The sequence below is a fragment of the Lentimicrobiaceae bacterium genome (assembly GCA_020636745.1).
GTDB lineage: Bacteria > Bacteroidota > Bacteroidia > Bacteroidales > Lentimicrobiaceae > Lentimicrobium.
In genome coordinates, this window is record JACJXH010000002.1 from 684,777 (window position 1) to 703,082 (window position 18,306).

14 protein-coding genes are annotated in these 18,306 nt (G+C 43.7%); 6 read left to right on the top strand and 8 right to left on the bottom strand.

Features of this window, described 5'->3' with window-relative positions; all coding sequences use genetic code 11:
* Positions 1-60 precede the first annotated feature (60 nt).
* The 4 genes from H6541_05385 to H6541_05400 all read left to right on the top strand — a co-directional run bounded on the left by H6541_05385 (position 61) and on the right by H6541_05400 (position 5,880).
* Complete coding sequence (locus H6541_05385; protein MCB9015210.1) at positions 61-1,197, top strand: glycosyltransferase; 1,137 nt, start codon at positions 61-63, stop codon at positions 1,195-1,197.
* Positions 1,191-1,778, top strand: coding sequence for a sigma-70 family RNA polymerase sigma factor (locus tag H6541_05390; protein MCB9015211.1), 588 nt, complete (start codon positions 1,191-1,193; stop codon positions 1,776-1,778). The genes H6541_05385 and H6541_05390 overlap by 7 nt, the downstream gene beginning before the upstream one ends.
* A 255-nt stretch (positions 1,779-2,033) precedes the next feature.
* A complete protein-coding gene (locus H6541_05395; GenBank protein ID MCB9015212.1) occupies positions 2,034-3,179 on the top strand; it encodes an FIST C-terminal domain-containing protein in 1,146 nt (381 codons plus the stop codon).
* 10 nt (positions 3,180-3,189) lie between these two features.
* Positions 3,190-5,880 (top strand): response regulator, encoded by a 2,691-nt coding sequence (locus tag H6541_05400; GenBank protein MCB9015213.1) that lies wholly within the window; start codon positions 3,190-3,192, stop codon positions 5,878-5,880.
* Between the two features lie 33 nt (positions 5,881-5,913).
* Here H6541_05400 and H6541_05405 read toward each other — a convergent pair whose 3' ends face one another.
* From H6541_05405 to H6541_05435, 7 genes are read right to left on the bottom strand one after another with little or no spacing between them, the layout of a single operon-like run.
* The gene (locus tag H6541_05405) at positions 5,914-6,828 is read right to left on the bottom strand and encodes a patatin-like phospholipase family protein (GenBank protein ID MCB9015214.1); all 915 of its coding nucleotides are present in this window, start codon (positions 6,826-6,828) and stop codon (positions 5,914-5,916) included.
* A 12-nt stretch (positions 6,829-6,840) separates the two neighbouring features.
* Positions 6,841-7,530, bottom strand: a complete 690-nt coding sequence (locus tag H6541_05410; protein MCB9015215.1) for a 4'-phosphopantetheinyl transferase superfamily protein — start codon at positions 7,528-7,530, stop codon at positions 6,841-6,843.
* A gap of 33 nt (positions 7,531-7,563) precedes the next feature.
* Positions 7,564-8,751: a membrane dipeptidase gene (locus H6541_05415; GenBank protein ID MCB9015216.1), complete on the bottom strand. Its 1,188-nt coding sequence runs from the start codon at positions 8,749-8,751 to the stop codon at positions 7,564-7,566.
* A 56-nt stretch (positions 8,752-8,807) separates the two neighbouring features.
* On the bottom strand, positions 8,808-9,422 hold the full coding sequence (locus H6541_05420; GenBank protein MCB9015217.1) for a methyltransferase domain-containing protein: 615 nt from the start codon (positions 9,420-9,422) through the stop codon (positions 8,808-8,810).
* A 31-nt stretch (positions 9,423-9,453) separates the two neighbouring features.
* Positions 9,454-10,887 (bottom strand): aminotransferase class V-fold PLP-dependent enzyme, encoded by a 1,434-nt coding sequence (locus H6541_05425; GenBank protein ID MCB9015218.1) that lies wholly within the window; start codon positions 10,885-10,887, stop codon positions 9,454-9,456.
* A gap of 29 nt (positions 10,888-10,916) precedes the next feature.
* Positions 10,917-11,405, bottom strand: coding sequence for a hypothetical protein (locus tag H6541_05430; GenBank protein MCB9015219.1), 489 nt, complete (start codon positions 11,403-11,405; stop codon positions 10,917-10,919).
* Positions 11,406-11,428: 23 nt separating this feature from the next.
* Positions 11,429-12,871: an aminotransferase class I/II-fold pyridoxal phosphate-dependent enzyme gene (locus H6541_05435; protein MCB9015220.1), complete on the bottom strand. Its 1,443-nt coding sequence runs from the start codon at positions 12,869-12,871 to the stop codon at positions 11,429-11,431.
* A 204-nt stretch (positions 12,872-13,075) separates the two neighbouring features.
* On the opposite strand from H6541_05435, the gene H6541_05440 reads away from it, so the two are divergent.
* Positions 13,076-15,082 (top strand): urocanate hydratase, encoded by a 2,007-nt coding sequence (locus H6541_05440; protein ID MCB9015221.1) that lies wholly within the window; start codon positions 13,076-13,078, stop codon positions 15,080-15,082.
* Positions 15,083-15,197: 115 nt separating this feature from the next.
* On the opposite strand, the gene H6541_05445 is transcribed toward H6541_05440, so the two are convergent.
* Positions 15,198-16,853: a T9SS type A sorting domain-containing protein gene (locus tag H6541_05445; GenBank protein MCB9015222.1), complete on the bottom strand. Its 1,656-nt coding sequence runs from the start codon at positions 16,851-16,853 to the stop codon at positions 15,198-15,200.
* 282 nt (positions 16,854-17,135) lie between these two features.
* Between H6541_05445 and H6541_05450 the strand changes: the two genes are divergently transcribed.
* Positions 17,136-17,867 carry a T9SS type A sorting domain-containing protein gene (locus H6541_05450; protein ID MCB9015223.1) on the top strand — a complete coding sequence of 244 codons (732 nt, stop codon included), beginning with the start codon at positions 17,136-17,138 and terminating at the stop codon, positions 17,865-17,867.
* The last annotated feature ends 439 nt before the right edge of the window (positions 17,868-18,306 follow it).

An 18,306-nucleotide genomic window follows, 5' to 3' on the forward strand; every position in this document is an offset into this window, starting at 1 on the left:
AAACTTGTCGGCCTTTATTCGGGTGCTTTGGGTAAATTTGCTGTTCGAAATTTTTGAACAATGATTTGGGTGCAAAGTATTTTATCGTCTCCTTTTTTTATCGCTATTCTCGCCTTATTGGTGGCCCTGCTTATTCAATTGGCGTATTTCTGGCTGATATTCAGCAGGCTGGCGTTCTATAATTCGGCTAAACGGCCCGTGAATGAGGCTAAAGAGCCCGTTTCTGTGATCATTTGTGCAAAGAACGAATACCATAATCTTGTTCGTTTTCTTCCTGCTATTTTAGAACAGAATTATCCCGAATTTGAGGTAGTAGTTGTGAATGACGCATCTGACGATGATACTTTTTATCTCTTGCGCGAACTGGCCGATAAGAATCCGCGGCTGAAAGTTATTAACATTACTCAGAATCTGAATTTCTTTACCGGAAAAAAATTCCCGCTTTCTATTGGCATCAGATCGGCCAAATACGATGTTGTGTTGCTTACCGATGCCGATTGTTATCCGGCAGGGCCTGAATGGCTGGCCGGCATGCAGGCTGCATTTACAGGCAAAACCGAAATTGTGCTCGGTTATGGCCCTTATGCACCACAGCCGGGGCTCCTTAATAAACTTATCAGATTCGACACGCTAATGGTGGCAGTTCAATATATGTCGTTTGCCCTTTCAAGAATGCCATATATGGGCGTAGGCAGAAATCTGGCCTATCATAAATCATTGTTCTTTCAAACCGGCGGTTTTGTCAAACATTATAAAATTAGCTCGGGTGACGATGATTTGTTTATCAATCAGGTAGCCAAAGGAAGCAATACCAGAATTCAGGTTTCTAAGGAAACTTATACTTTTTCAAAATCCAAACAAACTTTTGCATCATGGTTCAGGCAAAAAAAACGCCATCTGACAACCGGCGGCCTTTACCGTACTAAGCATAAACTGGTGTTGGGCTTGTATTCTTTTAGTCAACTGTCGTTTTTTGTTTTGTTAATCGCACTGGCATTGCTGCGTGTCGACTGGATATTGCTGACATCAGTTTTTGTTATCAGGCTTATCAGTCAGTTGATTATCGTAAAAAAGAGCATGTTCCGGTTGAATGAAAAGCATTTTTTCTTACTTTCACCATTGTTTGAAATTGTCCTGATGCTCATCAATCTTCTGCTAGGTTTTGCAGGGCTGTTTTCACGAAAAACCCAATGGTAAACGATAATCTGTCGAAAGAATCATTTATTCGCGACCTGAACCTGGTTGAGAAGGCTGTAAAAGGCGATCAGAAAGCGTATGCTGAACTGATGATGCAGTATGAAGATTCACTTTATAATATGATGTTAAAAAAAGTGAATGATCCTGTTGTTGCTGAAGATTTAACGATTGAAGCATTTACCAAAGCTTTCCAGAATTTAGCGAAATTTTCCCCTGATTTTGCTTTCAGCACCTGGCTTTACAAAATTGCCATCAATAATTGTATTGATTATCTGCGAAAGAAAAAAAACGACCCTTGTGCCCGCGACAAAAACAACCATATTCCTCAACCTGAGGCGATTGACCTGGCTATTGACCCTGAAGAGAATTTTATCAGGGATCAGAGGCAGAGATTGTTGCGCGAGGTTGTTGATAAACTAAACCCTCGTTATAATCAGCTGATTAAGCTTCGCTACTTTGAAGAGCTCTCGTATGAAGAAATTGCCGCACGACTTGAGCTGCCGCTTGGTACTGTTAAAGCTGGCATTTTTCGGGCAAAGGAATTGCTGTATCTCATATTGGTAAAGTCAAAAGACATATAAAGTATAAAGGTATATGGTCTCATTCCTCTTATTATTATCCCGTAATTGAAGATAATCTTAACATTAATTGAGTTACTTTCTGCTATCTTTGCTCATTATCTGCTATATTAGAATTAATTTCTGTGGTTCAGTATTTATTATTGAGCCTTTTATCACTCATGGTGAGAATTTTTAGCTGATAATGCCGGCAATATAAATGTTTTTTTTCGGTCTTATCTTTTTTATAATCAATGGTGTACATAAAGTGTTTCAGATATGAAGACAGAGCAATCAATTTACACTGACAGCCCTGGTTGGGAAACAAAACATAGTTTCACAGGAGATTGTAAGGCTGATCTTGTATTTTTATTCGGCAGTCGCGAGTTGTTGAAAAAAGATGACCTTTTTAGTGATGTCAGGCAAAAATACCCCCATGCTCAGATTGTTGGTTGCTCCACAGCTGGTGAAATATTGAACGAGGAGGTGTTAGACAATAGCATTGTTTGTTCTGCCATTAGTTTCAGTTCTTCGTCTGTAAAGGTTTATTGTGAATCGATAGGTTCAATGGATGAAAGTTATCAGATTGGGCAATCGCTTTCATCAAAAATAGACAAAACAGGTCTTAAACATGTGATGTTGCTTTCAGAAGGGCTTAACATCAATGGAAGTGAATTGATTAAAGGCATTTATACAGGACTTGAAGGAGCACCGGTTACGGTTACAGGTGGTCTTGCTGCCGACCAGTCGGGGTTTGAAGAAACTGTAGTTGTGTGTAATGCCGCCGGGAAGTCAAATCTTGTATTGGCTATTGGTTTTTATGGAGATAAACTTCTGGTAGGTACAGGCTCAAAAGGAGGGTGGGACTCATTTGGCGTGGATAGGTTGGTTACCAAATCAAAGGCCAATATCTTATATGAGTTGGATGGTCAGCCTGCGCTTGAATTGTATAAAAAATATCTGGGTGCTCATGCTGCTGCTTTACCAGCCTCTGCTTTGTTATTTCCGTTGAGTGTTAAGTTGGGCGATACTGATATTTCTCTTGTACGTACCGTTTTATCGGTCAATGAAAAAGATGGAAGCATGATTTTTGCCGGCGATATTCCTGAAGGCGATTATGTAAGATTGATGAAAGCCGGGTTCGAAAAACTCATCGATGGTGCTGCTCAGGCTGCCGAGCTTTCTGAAATCAGTCTGAACAGTGATGCGCCTGATTTTGCTGTTCTCATCAGTTGTGTTGGCCGGAAACTGGTGCTAAAACAGCGGGTGGAAGAAGAAGTGGAAATTGCAAGGGAAATTTTTGGACAAAACTGCCTCTTATCCGGTTTTTACTCTTATGGAGAAATAGGACCCGGCACCCCCGAAAGCCAGCGGTGCGAGCTCCATAACCAAACAATGACCATTACACTTTTCAAAGAATTATAATATTATCATAATGGGAAATAACCTGAACAAAATCCTTCTCAGGCAGATAAAACGACATTTTGGTTCAATTGAAAATCTGCCAGCTGAAATAAGTGGATTTATTCGCGATGTGAGTGATACTTATGAAAGTCTTGAAGAGGATGCCCGGCTGGTGCAGCATTCGCTTGATTTGAGTTCTCAGGAGCTGAGAGACGCTTATCTGAAGAAGAAAAAGGATGCTGAAACTCAGCAAAATACCATCAATAAAATACGTGAAGCCATTGCCGCTTTAAATCCCCCCGAAAATCAGGAATCTGAGATCAATACTGATACCGGCTCGCTTGTCGAATCTTTATTAAGCCTTATTGATGAGCACAAACAAATGGCGGCATCTTTAAGAGAAAGTGAATTTTATCTGCGCGAAATTCTTGATTCTCAAGAAGTAGGAGTTACTATTATTGATTCAGAAACACACCAGGTGTCTTTTGTAAATAAAAAAGCTGCCAGTCTTTACGGCGCTCCTAAAGAAGATATTATTGGAAAGGTTTGTCACGGCTTTATTTGTCCTACACCCTGCGATAAATGCACCTACCATGATCTATCAGGCTCATTGATTTCTACCGAAAAAGTGTTGCTCAACGCAAAAGGTGAGGAAATTCCTATCCTTAAATCCGTGGTGCACTCAACTTTTAATAGTCGCAAATGCCTGGTTGAGTCTTTTGTAGATATTACCGCTTTGAAAAAAGCTGAGATGGAGCTGGTTAAAGCCAAGAATGACGCTGAGGCTGCCAATCAGGCAAAATCTGAATTTCTGGCCAATATGAGTCACGAAATCAGAACTCCGTTGAACGGCGTTATCGGTTTCTCGGATTTGCTGATGAAAACCAACCTAACAGAAACACAGTTGCACTATATGCAAACCGTGTATTATTCAGCCAACTCATTGCTCGACCTGTTGAATGATATTCTTGACTTTTCAAAAATCGAAGCCGGAAAATTTGAACTCAACCCCGAAAAAACGGATTTGATTGAGCTGTCGGAGCAAATTATTGATATTCTGAAATATAAGGTTCACGAAAAAGGAATAGAGCTTTTGTTTAACCTCGACCCTGAGCTTCCCCGATATCTGTTTGTTGATCCTGTGAGGCTCAGACAGGTGCTGGTTAATTTGCTTGGCAACAGCCTGAAATTTACCGATGCCGGCGAGGTTGAATTCAAGGTAGAAACGCTTGATTTTAAAGCTGATACAGGAATGGCTAAACTCCTGTTTTCAGTAAGAGATACCGGGATTGGAATTAGCCCTGAAAAACAGAAAAAAATATTTGAATCTTTTTCCCAGGCTGACTCTACCACCACCCGGCAATATGGAGGTACCGGACTCGGCCTCACTATCTCAGCGCGAATTGTTGAAATGATGGGTGCTGAACTTATGCTTGAAAGTAAGCCCGGAGCTGGCAGTACATTTTATTTTACCATTGAAGCTGAAGCTGAACATGATAGTTCTGTGATAAGCTCAGGCCTCAGGGAGATTAATAAGGTGCTGGTGGTTGATGACAACAAGGTGAATCTGGAAATCATGAAGCATATGCTCGAGAGCCAGGCCATTCATGTTGATATTGCGCTGGGTGGCGATACGGCATTGGCTCTCATGGGCGCTGACAAGGAATATGATCTGATTATCATGGATTACAATATGCCGGGAATGAATGGTATTGAAGTCATCAGAAACATTCAGCACAAATTCAGAACCCGGGCATGGATGCAGCCGGTCATCTTTTTGTTTAGCTCTTCCGATAATGAGTCTGTGATTAAAGAAAGTAAAATCCTGGGAGTGAAAGTTACTATGGTAAAACCGGTAAAGTTTACTCAACTGATGGAAGCCCTTTCAAAGGTTTTTGGAAAGCAGGGAGCTGGAAGCACTGGTGCAGCCTTTGAATCTCAGGCAACAGACACCTTCCAGTTCTTCGGAAATTACAAAGTGATGGTTGCCGAAGATAACAAAACAAACATGATTCTGGCTAAGGCCATTCTTGCCCGTATTTTACCTGAAGCTGAAATTATTTTGGCCAATAACGGCAGAGAAGCGGTTGAACTTTATACAAGCACTTCGCCTGATCTGGTGTTTATGGATATTCAAATGCCTGAACTCAACGGATATCATGCCACCAGAGAAATTCGGCATTTCGAAAGAGGAACAGGAAAACGGGTGCCTATCATTGCACTTACTGCGGGTACGGTTAAGGGAGAAGAAATCAGGTGTATGGATGCCGGCATGGATGATTATATTACCAAACCGGTTGTGGAAGAAACTATCAGGCGTATTTTGTTTACCCATTTGCTTAACGGTTCTGCTGTCAGAGAAGAGGATGCCCATTCTCCTGCTTTAACTGAAGAAAATCTGTATCATTTCAATCAGTCAGAACTTATGGAACGCTTAATAGGCGATGAGGATTTATTCCGGGAGCTGCTGATTACGGCCAAAGTTACTTATACTGATTTGATAATGCAGTTAAGTGATGCCTTTAGCAGGGGCGATTGCCGCGATGTGAAATCCATAGCCCACTCTATCAAAGGTTCAGCCAGAAGTATGTGCTTTCAAAAACTGGCCGATATTGCCGAACAGCTTGAATTTGTTCCCGATACCGAAAAAAACAGGGCCGAACTGCTGATTGGTCAGCTAAACGAAGAATATGAATTGTTGAAAACCGATTTTATTGCCTGATGATTGATAAAGGCATACAGGCTCCTTTCATGATTAAATGTGCCACTCTTCCACCATGTGTGAAGCCATTGGTTTGTGATTTTCAAAGTTTTTCAACTCTTCTGTCATCTTTTCATAGCCAGCTTTAATCAACTCGTCTGCCTTGTAAAACTCAAACATATCCGCACTGTTTACAGGTATATTTACCATCATGTCGGGTTTCATCTCATGCAGGGCATATTCGGTTAATTTATGCTGCATCATCTCAATTGAACCACTGAGAATGTCAAAAAAACCTGCATCAATGGTGCGTTTGGGCTTTTCATGCAACAGGTTGTTCCAGTTCCTGTTAACCAGATTCAACAGCTTTTTGTACGATTTTTTTTCTTTCGATTTATCAGCCAGCAGTGCTGTGGTACGTGGCGCATTTACATTTATGGCTACCAGCAGGTCGCCGGCCCGGCGGTTTACCCGGTTAAGCGGCAATGGATTTACAATTCCTCCGTCAACCAATATGGATTGCTCATGATTGAATGGTAACAGTACTGTTGGTACAGCCACAGATGCGCGTATGGCATCGAGCAGGCAACCATGATTAAAAATGACTTCGCGATGAAAAGTAAGGTCGGTGGCGATGGCTGTATAAGGAATCGGAAGATCTTCAATATTGATATCTGCCACAAACTTCTTCATTTCAGTAAAGACTTTTTCACCCTTGATGATTCCTTTTTTATTGATTGAAAGATCCATCAGGCGAAGTACATCAACTTTGTTGAGACTGGTGATAAACTCTTTGAATGCCGGCAGGTTGCCACTGGCATAAACACCGCCCACCAATGCTCCCATAGAAGTGCCGGCAACTGACCCTATCACAAATCCGTTTTCAAGCAATGCTTCTATGGCTCCAATATGGGTAAGTCCTCTTGCTCCTCCGCTTGAGAGTACCAGCGAAACGGTCTTTTTGTCCATGTTTTCAAAGTGTTAGGGGGTTATCAATGCCTTTGCCGGCAGTATTTTTACTTCCTGGCAAAATTCAGGGTCTGATGAACAGGCCGATAGTTTATATCCTTCAGCAAATGAGAAGTTGTGCAAATAAAAACCTTCAGCTTCAGGGTCGCCGGCCAGCGTAAAACTGCCGATGCTGGTTTCATTTATGGTAAATGAGCTGAGCTTTTTTGTTAGTCCTGTGCCTATTGCTTTTAAAAAACTCTCCTTCAGGGTCCAGTATGTAAAGAAGATTTCAGCTTTTTCCTTTTCATCAGATGCCTGTTCGATGCGTTGGTTTTCTGCGTCTGAAAAAAAACGTCGGGCTACTCCTTCCGGTACTTTGCGCATTTTTTCAACATCAACGCCTACAACAGCCTTTGAGAGTGATACTACCACCCAGTTTCCCGAGTGTGAGATGTTAAAGTGTATGCCCTGAAACCCATCGGGGGCAGGTTTCCCTTTTATTCCGGTTGCAAATGGCAGGTCGGGCAAGGGTTGGCCGGTTGCTTTCGACAGGAGCTGCCTTGCCATAATTTCGCCTAGCAGGCTGCGCTGTGCGTCATTGCTTCTGGCAAAAAGTGCAATTCTTTCCCGGGTTAGTGAAGGTACCCATTTCATCAGCTCAGGCTGCAGGTGCGCAAACTCTTCTGTGCTAAGCAATGAAACGGCAAATATTTCGGTCATTTTATGAAAATAGAGGTGTTATTTTAAGTTTACTCAGGCTTTGCTTTGTGCGTATTTTTCGGCTTTTCGCATCACACGAAGCAGGTTTTGTCCCCAAATTTTTTCAATTTGCCTGCCTGTGTAGCCCCGCCTGAGCAATTCAAGGGTAATGTTGCCCATTTCCGAAACGTCCTCACAACCTTTTACGGCGCCTCCGCCATCAAAATCAGTGCCGATTCCCACATGGTTGATGCCAGCTATTTTAACGATATGGTCAATATGATCAACTACATCTTTTACGTTAGCCAACTCTTGTGGAAACAGCTCGTCAATCTCATACCAGTCGTGTCGTGCACGGGTCATTTCTTCTTCTGAAAGATTTTTGAAACCATTGTAGCGTGCTCTTACGGCCTTTTGGGCTGAGTCGCGCTGCGGATTGGGCAATGGGGTTTTAACGTAGCTGCTCAGAATACACATCTGAATCACTCCGCCATGCTGAGCCAATGCGCGCAGCATATCGTCGTTCATGTTTCGCGGATTATCACATATAGCCCTGGCACATGAATGAGAAGCAATTACCGGAACTTTGCTCATCTCAAGCACATCGTAAAACGATTTGTCAGAAATGTGCGATACATCAACCATGATGCCCAACCTGTTCATTTCGGCAATCACCTGCTGACCAAACGGGGTGACACCATTGTGTTCAATTGTATCGGTAGATGAATCGCATATGTCGTTGTTTCGTGTGTGGCATAAGGTGATGTAACGGGCGCCCAACTTGTAAAACCGCTCTACATTTTTCAGATTATTCCCTATCGGATAGCCGTTCTCAAGTCCGGTATAAACGGCACGTTTGCCTTGTTTTTCAATAGCGGCTGCGTCTGCAACCCGATAGGCCAGTGCCGCTTTAGTACTGTTGGCGTCAACGCTTTTTTCAATGGCTTTAAACGTGTTGAGTGCTTGTTCCAGCGCTTTTCGGTTGCCCTCAGGCGTGCGTTCACCCTGGCCTACAAATACGGCAAAAAAGGCGCCGTCAAGCCCGCCTTCTTCCATACGCGGGATGTCTACTCTGTTTGAAGGTTTCATGTTGCGGTGGTTGATACCAAACTGATAGGTTGAGTCGGTAAACCACATGGGCGTGTCATTGTGTGAATCAATGGTAAATGCCCTGGCATGAATACGTGAAGCCCTGGCTCTCAGTTTGTCTTCATTAGGCTTGCCTGCTGAAGTTACCTGCATGGAGAGGAGCAGAAGTGACAGTGTGGCTATAAAAGAAAGGGTGTATTTTTTCATGGCTAAGGTATAAAATCAATCATTGGTTTGGTGGCAAACAGTCTGACTACATGCGCTTCACCTTTATGCAAAGGACCTTCATCGAGGATAGTGGTGGTTTCTGTAAATTCAATAAAATCGAGGCTTTTAAAATCGTTGAGGATGATTTCAGTATCGTAAAGCAATAATTCGGTGCGCGGTCCTCCGCTGGTTTTCTGCAGCTGTTGTTGGGTGAATGCTTCCAGTATCAGATGGCCACCGGGTTTAAGAAAACGAAGCAGGCGCTCGTGTACCTGCTGCCTGATTTCAACGGGCATATGTACAAATATCAGGACAATGGCATCAAACTCGCCGGCCCCGGCCTCATATTCAGTAAGATCGCAAAGCTGATACTGAATGGAGACGCCCTTTTCGGCTGCCAGTTTCATTGCTTTATTCCTGCCTTCTTCGCTCTGATCAAAAGCATGGGTTTCCCAGCCTTTTGTGGCTGCATACACGGCATTGCGCCCTTCTCCTTCGGCCGGAAACAGAATTTTGCCAGCTTCCATACTGCCCAGCTTTTGGGCATACCAGGCGTTGGGACTTGTGCCGTATATGTATTCCGAAGCAGCATATCTTTCATTCCAGTGTTCTTTCATGGTCAGTGGGGTGGGTGTTGGTAAGTTTTTATCAGTCCTGCTGAGTCAGCATGGCTTTTGCTGTTTGTTGAATCAATTGCCATGCTTTTTCAACATGCTCCGATTCGACGTTAGTTTGTGCAATCACCATTCTTATGGTGTATATACCGTTTAGTTTAGTATGCGTCAGATAAACACTTCCGCCTGCGTTAAGTTTTTGCACAATTTGTTCGTTTAATTTGTTCAATTGTTCTGTACCGGTCAGATGTGCGGGTTTATATCTGAAACACACCAGGCTGAAAGGTACAGGAGCCAATAATTCAAAATCATCGGTTTTTTCAATTTCGCGGGCAAGCCAACCAGCCAGTTCTATGTGCAATTTTACTTTTTTTCTGATACCTTCTACGCCAAAGTTTCTGATAACAAACCATAATTTAAGAGCCCTGAAGCGGCGGCCAAGTGCAACGCCCCAGTCGCGGTAATCGTTCACCTGACCGCGTGTACGGGTTTTCAGGTATTCGGGCAGTATTTCAAAGGTACGTATCAGTAATTCAGTATCTTTCACAAAATAGGCCGAGCAATCAAAATTGGTAAACATCCATTTGTGAGGATTGAATACAAAACTGTCGGCAAACTCCAGACCGGCTGTGTACTTGCGCATTTCAGGCAATACAAGGGCTGTTCCGGCATAGGCTGCATCAATATGAAACCAAATGTTGTGTTTGCGGCAAATGGCTCCGGTTTCTTCTATCGGATCAACAGCAGTTGAACCGGTAGTGCCTATGGTTGCGACAACACAAACCGGAATAAAACCTGCTTCAATGTCTTTTTCAATGGCTTCACGCAGCAAATCTGTACGCATGGCAAACTGGCTGTCTACCGCAATTTTTACCAGGTTCTTTTTGCCAAAACCTGCAATTTTCACTGCTTTTTCGATAGACGAATGAGTTTCAACGGAGCAGTAAATTCTGAGTTTATCAGTGTTTTGAAAACCTTCTTCGTTAATGCTGAAGCCGCTTGCTCTTTCGCGTGCAGTAAGCAGTGCTGCCAGTGTTGAGGCTGAGGCAGTATCCTGTATTACACCGGTCCAGTGTTGGGGCAATCCGCACATCTCTTTCAGCCATTCCATCACTCTTTCTTCCAGCTCGGCAGCAGCCGGTGAAGTTTCCCAAATCATGCCCTGTTGTCCCAGGGCGGCTGTCAGCATTTCGGCAAGTACGCTCGGGTAACTCGAATTGGCCGGGAAAAAAGCGAAGAAATTCGGATTTTGCCAGTGGGTGATTCCGGGCATAATCATTTTGTCAAAATCTTCCATAATGGAGTCCATGGGCTCAGCTGAATCTGGCGGACTCACCGGAAGTTGTTTCAGTATTTCACCGGGCTTTATCTGAGATTTTACAGGATATTGTGCTATCTGTTCAAAATAATCGGCAATCCGGTCGGCCATTTTGTGCGCTTCGGCCCTGAAATCAGAAGGTGTTTTCATGCTTTTTTGTTTGTTAAAACCTGTCAGGCTTAATTTGCCGGTTTGTAATCGGTGGCAACCAGCACAGCTTCGGTTATCTGGCTTTTAACTTCCGACCGGTAATGAAACCTGTTTTTTGTCAATTCCACAATGTCAAGCTGAAGCAGGTTGCTTCCCAGTTTGATTTCAATAGCTGATGAATCGGCATTAAAACTCCATTTTCCTCTTGAAAAGATATCCGGATCCTTGTCATGACAACGACTGGCACCTTCATGCGACTCCAGTGATAAATTTCTGAAATAAACATCCACATTGTCAAGTTGGCAGGCTTTCATGTCTTTAAGCTGGTCAAGGCCATTTACTGTAAATGATTCAACAGCCCAGGCTTTGTATTCATCACCTGCCAGGAGCCAGGCCTTATTTTGTTTGGGAGATGCGATGGTATTTTTGGTCTCCGGGTTTTTATCTTTCACTTTGCAGCCCCCCATCAGCAGCGCTACAAATGATAAGCAGAAGATACCGGGAAGTATTTTTTTCATGATGCAGTTGTTGGGTGGAGGTCTTATTCTTTGTGATCGGGTTGGGCCAGTTTTTTGATTAACGTGAACAATTCCGCAATGTCGGTTTCAGTTGTAAACGGATTCATCAGGGTAACCCGGAGAAAAGTTTTTCCGGCAACGCTGGTTTGTACCACATAAAAACGGGCATCGTCGAGTAGTTTCTTTCTTACCGAGGCCGTAAGTTTATTCAAATCGCCCTTAAATCCTTCCGGACAATAACGGAAACATACAATATTTCCATCGGGTTGCACAGCCAGTTCAAATCCTTTTTCATTTCGGGCAATTTCGGCAAATCGCCTGCCTAAATCGTAAGTGATACTTATATAATCGCTGAAAAGCTGGTCGCCGTAGAGTTTAATCATAGCAAACACCTTCACTCCCAGCATTTTTTTTGTGCATTCAAGTGCCCGGCCGGCACTGTCGAACCAGGGCTTTTGTGCTCCGTTGCCCAACAGGTATTCAGCCTTTTGAGCGAATGTTTCAAACGAATGCCTTCCGTTGCGAAACAAAACAGCAGTTGTAAGTGCCGGAGCAAGCATCATTTTATGAAAGTCGATCACCACCGAGTCGGCACGTTCAATTCCTTTGGTCAGATAGCTGTATTTTTCGGTCATGGCTGCACCGCCTCCATGTGCCCCGTCAACATGAAACCATAGCCCGTGGGCACTGGCAAAGTCGGCCATTTCGTTCAAAGGATCATAGGTTCCGGTCGACGTAGTGCAGGCATTTCCCACCAGGGCAATCACTTTTAATCCTTCTGCCTGGGCATTTTTGAGTGTTTCTTCCAGTTTTGAAGCATCAAGTTGCATGCGGCTGTTTACCGGTACTTTAACAACACCTTTGTTGCCCCAGCCCATAATGCGGGCAGCACGTGCTACACTGTAATGTGCTTCTTCCGAAACCATAAAGGCCAGCCTGGTATCGTCCATTGCGCCTTCGTCCCAGATGTTATATCCGCACATGGCTTGTCTGGCAGCCAGCAATCCGGTGAGGTTTCCGGCTGATCCGCCTGATGTGAGGATGCCATCTGCTTCGGATGTCATGCCTATTTTAGCAGCAAGCCAGCGTAAAACCACCCGTTCAATGGCAGTTGATGCCGGGCCCATTTCATAGATGGCCATGCCATTGTTTAACAAAGCCTCAAGCAATTCGGTAAGTGCCGAAAGAGGGGCGGGAGGCACCACCTGATGACCCATGTAACGCGGGTGGTGTATGTGATTTGATTGCGAAATCAGCGTTGTGTAAAAGTCCTGAAGGTTAAATGACGGGTTGTTCAGCTCTGCAGTCCAGTAGCTGACCATTTCATCGGGGATGGAAGGTGGCAAAACAGGCATTGGCCTGGCTTCACGGCATTCATGAAGATATGTGGTCAGTAAATCAACCAGTTGGTGGCCTTCACGGCGAAAATCCTCGGGATCGAAGGCTTGAGTCAGTAATGGGTTCATAGATGATATATTGTTTGGTAAAAGTAGATATTTTCAGTTTGATGATTATACAATTATGGCTGAAATCAACAACCTGTTTTGTCATCTCAGGGATGTTTATCCTTCAAACAATCATTCAAAAAAATCCTGACCGTATTCTGTTATCCCGATTCCTTTTCTAACTTTGCCGGATTGAATATGTAATCAATCGTAAATCATTATAGGATGCAATTAACAGATTTTCAGAAAGCCATTATGGCTGGCATACCCAGCCAGCTCCCGGCCCACAGGCCTTTAGATGCAAACGTTAGCCATGCTCCGGTGCGCAAAGACATTCTCAATTCTGAAGAGAAAAAACTGGCAGTCAGAAATGCACTGCGGTATTTTAATCCTGAGCATCATGCTGTGCTTGCGCCTGAATTTGCCGCCGAGCTTACGAAGTATGGTCGCATTTATATGTACAGGTTTCGTCCTGAATATGAAATGTTTGCCCGTCCTCTTGATGCTTATCCTGCAAAATCAAAACAGGCTGCCGGCATCATGCTGATGATACAGAATAACCTCGACCCGGCTGTGGCCCAGCATCCGCATGAGCTTATTACTTATGGCGGAAATGGTGCTGTGTTTCAAAACTGGGCCCAATACATGCTCACCATGCAGTATTTGTCAGAAATGACCGATGAACAAACGCTGGTGATGTATTCAGGGCATCCCATGGGCTTGTATCCTTCGCATAAGGAAGCTCCCCGCGTGGTGGTTACCAACGGCATGGTTATTCCGAATTATTCGAAACCCGATGATTGGGAAAAATTTAATGCACTGGGTGTTTCACAATACGGTCAAATGACAGCCGGTTCTTATATGTACATCGGTCCACAGGGCATTGTGCATGGCACTACCATCACTGTTTTGAATGCCAGCCGCAAAATTGCTCAGCATGGCGAAGATACCGAAGGGCGTCTTTTTGTAACGTCAGGCCTTGGCGGAATGAGCGGAGCACAACCCAAAGCCGGAAACATTGCCGGTGTGGTGACGATTTGTGCTGAAGTTAATCCCCATGCAGCCCACAAGCGCCATAGCCAGGGTTGGGTCGATGAAATTTCTGACAATGTAGATACAGCGATTGATAGCGCTCTTAAATACCAGGCACTGAAACAAGCCCGATCCATTGCATTCCTTGGCAATATTGTGGATTTGTGGGAGCGCCTGGCCGAACGAAATGTAATGGTTGATTTGGGTTCTGACCAGACTTCACTGCATAACCCATGGGCAGGTGGTTATTACCCGGCTGGACTCACTTACGATGAAGCCAATGATATGATGGCGCATAAACCCGAAGAGTTTAAGAAACGGGTGCATGAATCGCTGCGCAGACAGGTGGCCGCCATCAATACACTCTCACAAAGAGGTATGTATTTCTTCGATTATGGCAATGCTTTCCTGCTTGAATCGGGTAGGGCGGGTGCCGATATTTTTAAGGAAGATGGTAAATTCCGTTATGCTTCATATGTGCAGGATATTATGGGCCCCATGTGCTTCGACTATGGTTTCGGACCGTTCAGATGGGTTTGCACATCGGGTAAACCTGAGGACCTCGATATTACAGACCACCTGGCAATGGAAGTGCTTGAAGAAATTGCGGCTTCAGCTCCTGCTGAAATCAGCCAGCAAATGCGCGATAATATACGCTGGATTAGAGAAGCTAAGCAAAATAAACTGGTAGTAGGATCGCAGGCCCGCATTTTATATGCCGATTGCGAAGGACGCACCAAAATTGCTGCTGCTTTCAACAAGGCTATTGCCGATGGCCGCCTGAGTGCGCCGGTGGTGCTGGGGCGCGACCACCACGATGTTTCAGGAACCGATTCGCCCTACCGCGAAACTTCCAATATTTATGATGGCAGCAGCTTTACCGCTGATATGGCCATTCAGAATGTTATCGGCGATTCATTCAGGGGCGCCACCTGGGTTTCTATTCACAATGGAGGCGGCGTTGGCTGGGGCGAAGTAATCAATGGTGGTTTTGGCATGTTGCTCGATGGCTCGGCCGATAGCGACCGCCGGCTGCGCTCTATGCTCCACTGGGATGTAAACAACGGCATTTCGCGCCGCTCATGGGCCCGAAACGAAGAAGCTGTTTTTGCCATCAAACGTGCCATGGAGGCCGAACCCCGCCTCAAAGTTACACTTCCTCATTTTGCTGACAATCAATTGATTGATGGGCTGTTTTAAGCGTCCTGAAATGACAGCCTGATGTTTGTTACAAGCTTTTTCATCAGATTTGCCACATAAAAAAAACCTTCCGGCGAAATGAACCGGAAGGTTTTTTTATAAAAGAATATTTCAATTACTGAATACTCACTCTTTTGCTGATAATTTCTGAGCCATTGTCCATGCGGAGCATATAGATGCCCGCTGGCCATGTACTTGTATTGAGGGTAAGTTTTCTTCCTGAAACTTCTGTTTGATAAACTGACTGTCCCAACTGGTTGAAAATATGTAACTGAACCGCCTGGAGGCTTTCTTTTGCCATTTCAACAAAGAGCTGATCATGGGCAGGGTTCGGATAAACTGAAATACCTGAAGTGATGTCCTGATTTTCAATGCCAACACTCACAACGTCAAATTGGGCTGTTATGAGTGAGCCAAACTGCGTTCCCTGGGCAACGGTGGTTGACCCGGATTTGATGCTGTAGAATCCGGTTCCATTGCCGCAGCATAAGCCATTTCCGCCTGCATCGTAAACAAAGAATTCAAAACAACCGTCTGTTTCCAGTACAGTTTCTTCGGTATAAACCTTGTTGGCTTCAGTGTACGGGCCTCCGGCAAAAACAACTTCTCCGTTTTCATTTTTAACTTCCCAGGTTACTTCTTCAGGTGCATTGTCGGTTCTGATTTTAATCTGAATGCTGCGTGAAGCCTGAAGTGCAGGGCTGAAGCTATGAACCAGCGTGTCGTTTTTGACATAAGTGTCTGCACTTTGATTCACCTGATCAACCACCACCTTTAACTGGTTTTCGCTAAGCAGCTCAAATGATGTTTCGGGTAATTGAACCAGGGTTGTTCCTAAAAACGGAAGATTACCTGTCCAGGTGTAGCTCATAGGCTCACCATCGTTAATGGAATATTTCAAATCCAGACTTGTAATCGGGTTGTTACCATTATTGCGGATGGTAAATGCCGGACTGAAACTTGTTTGGCAGTAACGGTCAATCAAATTGGTAAAAGCTGACAGTTCTACATCTGTATCATGAACGGCCGTCATGGGTTCAGTTGAAAGATTGGCTGCCTGATGTACTTCTTTGGTAGTCGGGTTTTGAACAAATCCGATAACACTCAGCTCGTCATTGTTATAAACATTGGCCAATGCCCATGATGATTCAATAATAGCATAATCACCTGCAAACATAGGCGTAGGAAGTGAAATGCCCGTTTTGGTAGGCAGCAGCTTTTTCATCACATTGTAAAAGTCCTTTTCGCCATTGCTCCCTGGTGCTGTGTTGAAATGGATGTGTTTTTCAATCACCACCATATAGGCTGAAAGGGGACCCGTAACATCGGCAGTGGCTTTAACAAGCATGGTAACAAAAAGGGTGTCATTGCCAGCCGATAAATGCTGATTTATGGTCAGGTTGAATGGCGAAGGCACGGCATAGCGGGTATTCACCATGTTTATATTCCAGTTGTTCGGGTGTCCGCTGAAAAAATTACCATCCAACACCGAGTGAGGCACACTCGATACTCCGTAAAACGATGTTTTGGCAGCAGCATCCACTGTATTGTGGTTATACATAGGGTCGTAACCAGGCCAGCTTGTATGATAATTGATGGCAGTTAATTTATCAGGATTGGCTTCGAGCAATGCATGTAATGTTGGGTTAACACCAGCGCACGGACCACAGCTTGCCTGAGTAAAATGCTCGAGTAAAACCAGCCGTTGCGATTGCGACTGGGCAAAAAAAGCAAAGGTTATGAACAATGAAAGTAGAGTTAATTTTTTCATAATGTGTGTTTTAGGGTTTTGTCGTTGCTGCAAAGATCATTATTTTTCAAAAACAAATCCAAGTGTTGAAAAGTTTTTAAAAAATATTTTTAATTATTTTGGTTGCTGATTGACTTAAATAGTTAGTTTTGCACTTGTTAACGGAAAGTTACCGGGATTGTTTATTACGGAATTTTATAAAATATTAACAATTCGGGCAGTTTTTTCTTCTTTGGGAGAAACCTTTAGCACAGTTTTTGATAATAAATTGGATAGTTTTGATAACCTTTAAAACAGGGAAATATGAAAAGAACCTTACTCTTGATTGCTTTTGGAATTATGGCAGGTTTTGCACTGCAGGCTCAGTCGTTTGTTATTAAAGATAAAGAAGGAACAGTGGTAACCGGACAAACTATTGATTTTCTCTGTGCTCCAGAAGATGGATTCGGATCTATCAATCTGGATGTTTTTAATGTTTCCGACAGGGAAAAAAGTGTGAAAGTGCGCAGATATGATGGACAGCTGGTTGAAAGTTCAGAAATTACGATGTGCTGGGCTTCCTGCTATCAGGCCAATGTTATTGAAACACCGGAGCCGGTGATTATTCAGCCGGGTTCTTTTACACCTGACTTCACAGGCGACATTGCCTATGGAAGTATTCAGGGCATTTCATCTGCTGTTTTTGTGTTCTTTGATCAGGATAATCAAACCGACTCAAGTTTTGTAACGGTGAATTTTATTATTGGAACCCTCGGCGTAAACGACAAACCGGTTGTGGCTGCCACAGTTTCCAATGCATACCCAAACCCTGCTGTAAATGCAGTTAATTTTGACTATAAATTACCCTCTGCAACGCAGAAAGCCAGTATCCGAATCAGTAATCTGCTGGGAACAACGGTACAGGAAATTGCTTTGCAGAAATCAGAAGGTAAAGCCCGTATTGACGTGAGCAACCTGAATAACGGCGTCTACTTTTACTCATTAATGATAAATAATTCTGCCACTACTACACGAAAATTCATTGTTAAGCGTTAATTACACTCAAACTCGTTCTACTTGGATTACTTGTTTAGCTTAATGTGAGAAAGCCCCGGTGAAACCGGGGCTTTTTTTATGACTTGTTTAAAAATGTTTGATGGTTTACAATGGGAGTCTGATTTTTGTGGGGGAGGGCTTTGATAAAAAATTCCTGCTCCAACAACTTATCTCAGCTTTGGTGAAAGTTAGGCAACTTCAGACAAACAATGTCCATAGGACTTCAGAATTGCTCCGAGGTTTCCACATAACAGCTAAGGAAGAATGGATTTGCAAAATCAGGGTTATACTTCTTCTCAAACAGATATGTGAATTAGGTTTTGGGTTTTGGACGTAAATTATTCACTTTTAATAAAAACTTCCTGTTCCAGTCCTCGTTTAAAATCGTGAATCATTGTTATTAACTGATTCAATTTGATTTCCTCAATTTCTTCTATTC

Bases quoted from the DNA above. Each gene is read 5' to 3' on its own strand.
- H6541_05385 (MCB9015210.1), top strand. From the start codon at position 61: ATGATTTGGGTGCAAAGTATTTTATCGTCTCCTTTTTTTATCGCTATT.
- H6541_05390 (MCB9015211.1), top strand. From the start codon at position 1,191: ATGGTAAACGATAATCTGTCGAAAGAATCATTTATTCGCGACCTGAAC.
- H6541_05395 (MCB9015212.1), top strand. From the start codon at position 2,034: ATGAAGACAGAGCAATCAATTTACACTGACAGCCCTGGTTGGGAAACA.
- H6541_05400 (MCB9015213.1), top strand. From the start codon at position 3,190: ATGGGAAATAACCTGAACAAAATCCTTCTCAGGCAGATAAAACGACAT.
- H6541_05405 (MCB9015214.1), bottom strand. From the start codon at position 6,828: ATGGACAAAAAGACCGTTTCGCTGGTACTCTCAAGCGGAGGAGCAAGA.
- H6541_05410 (MCB9015215.1), bottom strand. From the start codon at position 7,530: ATGACCGAAATATTTGCCGTTTCATTGCTTAGCACAGAAGAGTTTGCG.
- H6541_05415 (MCB9015216.1), bottom strand. From the start codon at position 8,751: ATGCAGGTAACTTCAGCAGGCAAGCCTAATGAAGACAAACTGAGAGCC.
- H6541_05420 (MCB9015217.1), bottom strand. From the start codon at position 9,422: ATGAAAGAACACTGGAATGAAAGATATGCTGCTTCGGAATACATATAC.
- H6541_05425 (MCB9015218.1), bottom strand. From the start codon at position 10,887: ATGAAAACACCTTCTGATTTCAGGGCCGAAGCGCACAAAATGGCCGAC.
- H6541_05430 (MCB9015219.1), bottom strand. From the start codon at position 11,405: ATGAAAAAAATACTTCCCGGTATCTTCTGCTTATCATTTGTAGCGCTG.
- H6541_05435 (MCB9015220.1), bottom strand. From the start codon at position 12,871: ATGAACCCATTACTGACTCAAGCCTTCGATCCCGAGGATTTTCGCCGT.
- H6541_05440 (MCB9015221.1), top strand. From the start codon at position 13,076: ATGCAATTAACAGATTTTCAGAAAGCCATTATGGCTGGCATACCCAGC.
- H6541_05445 (MCB9015222.1), bottom strand. From the start codon at position 16,853: ATGAAAAAATTAACTCTACTTTCATTGTTCATAACCTTTGCTTTTTTT.
- H6541_05450 (MCB9015223.1), top strand. From the start codon at position 17,136: ATGAAAAGAACCTTACTCTTGATTGCTTTTGGAATTATGGCAGGTTTT.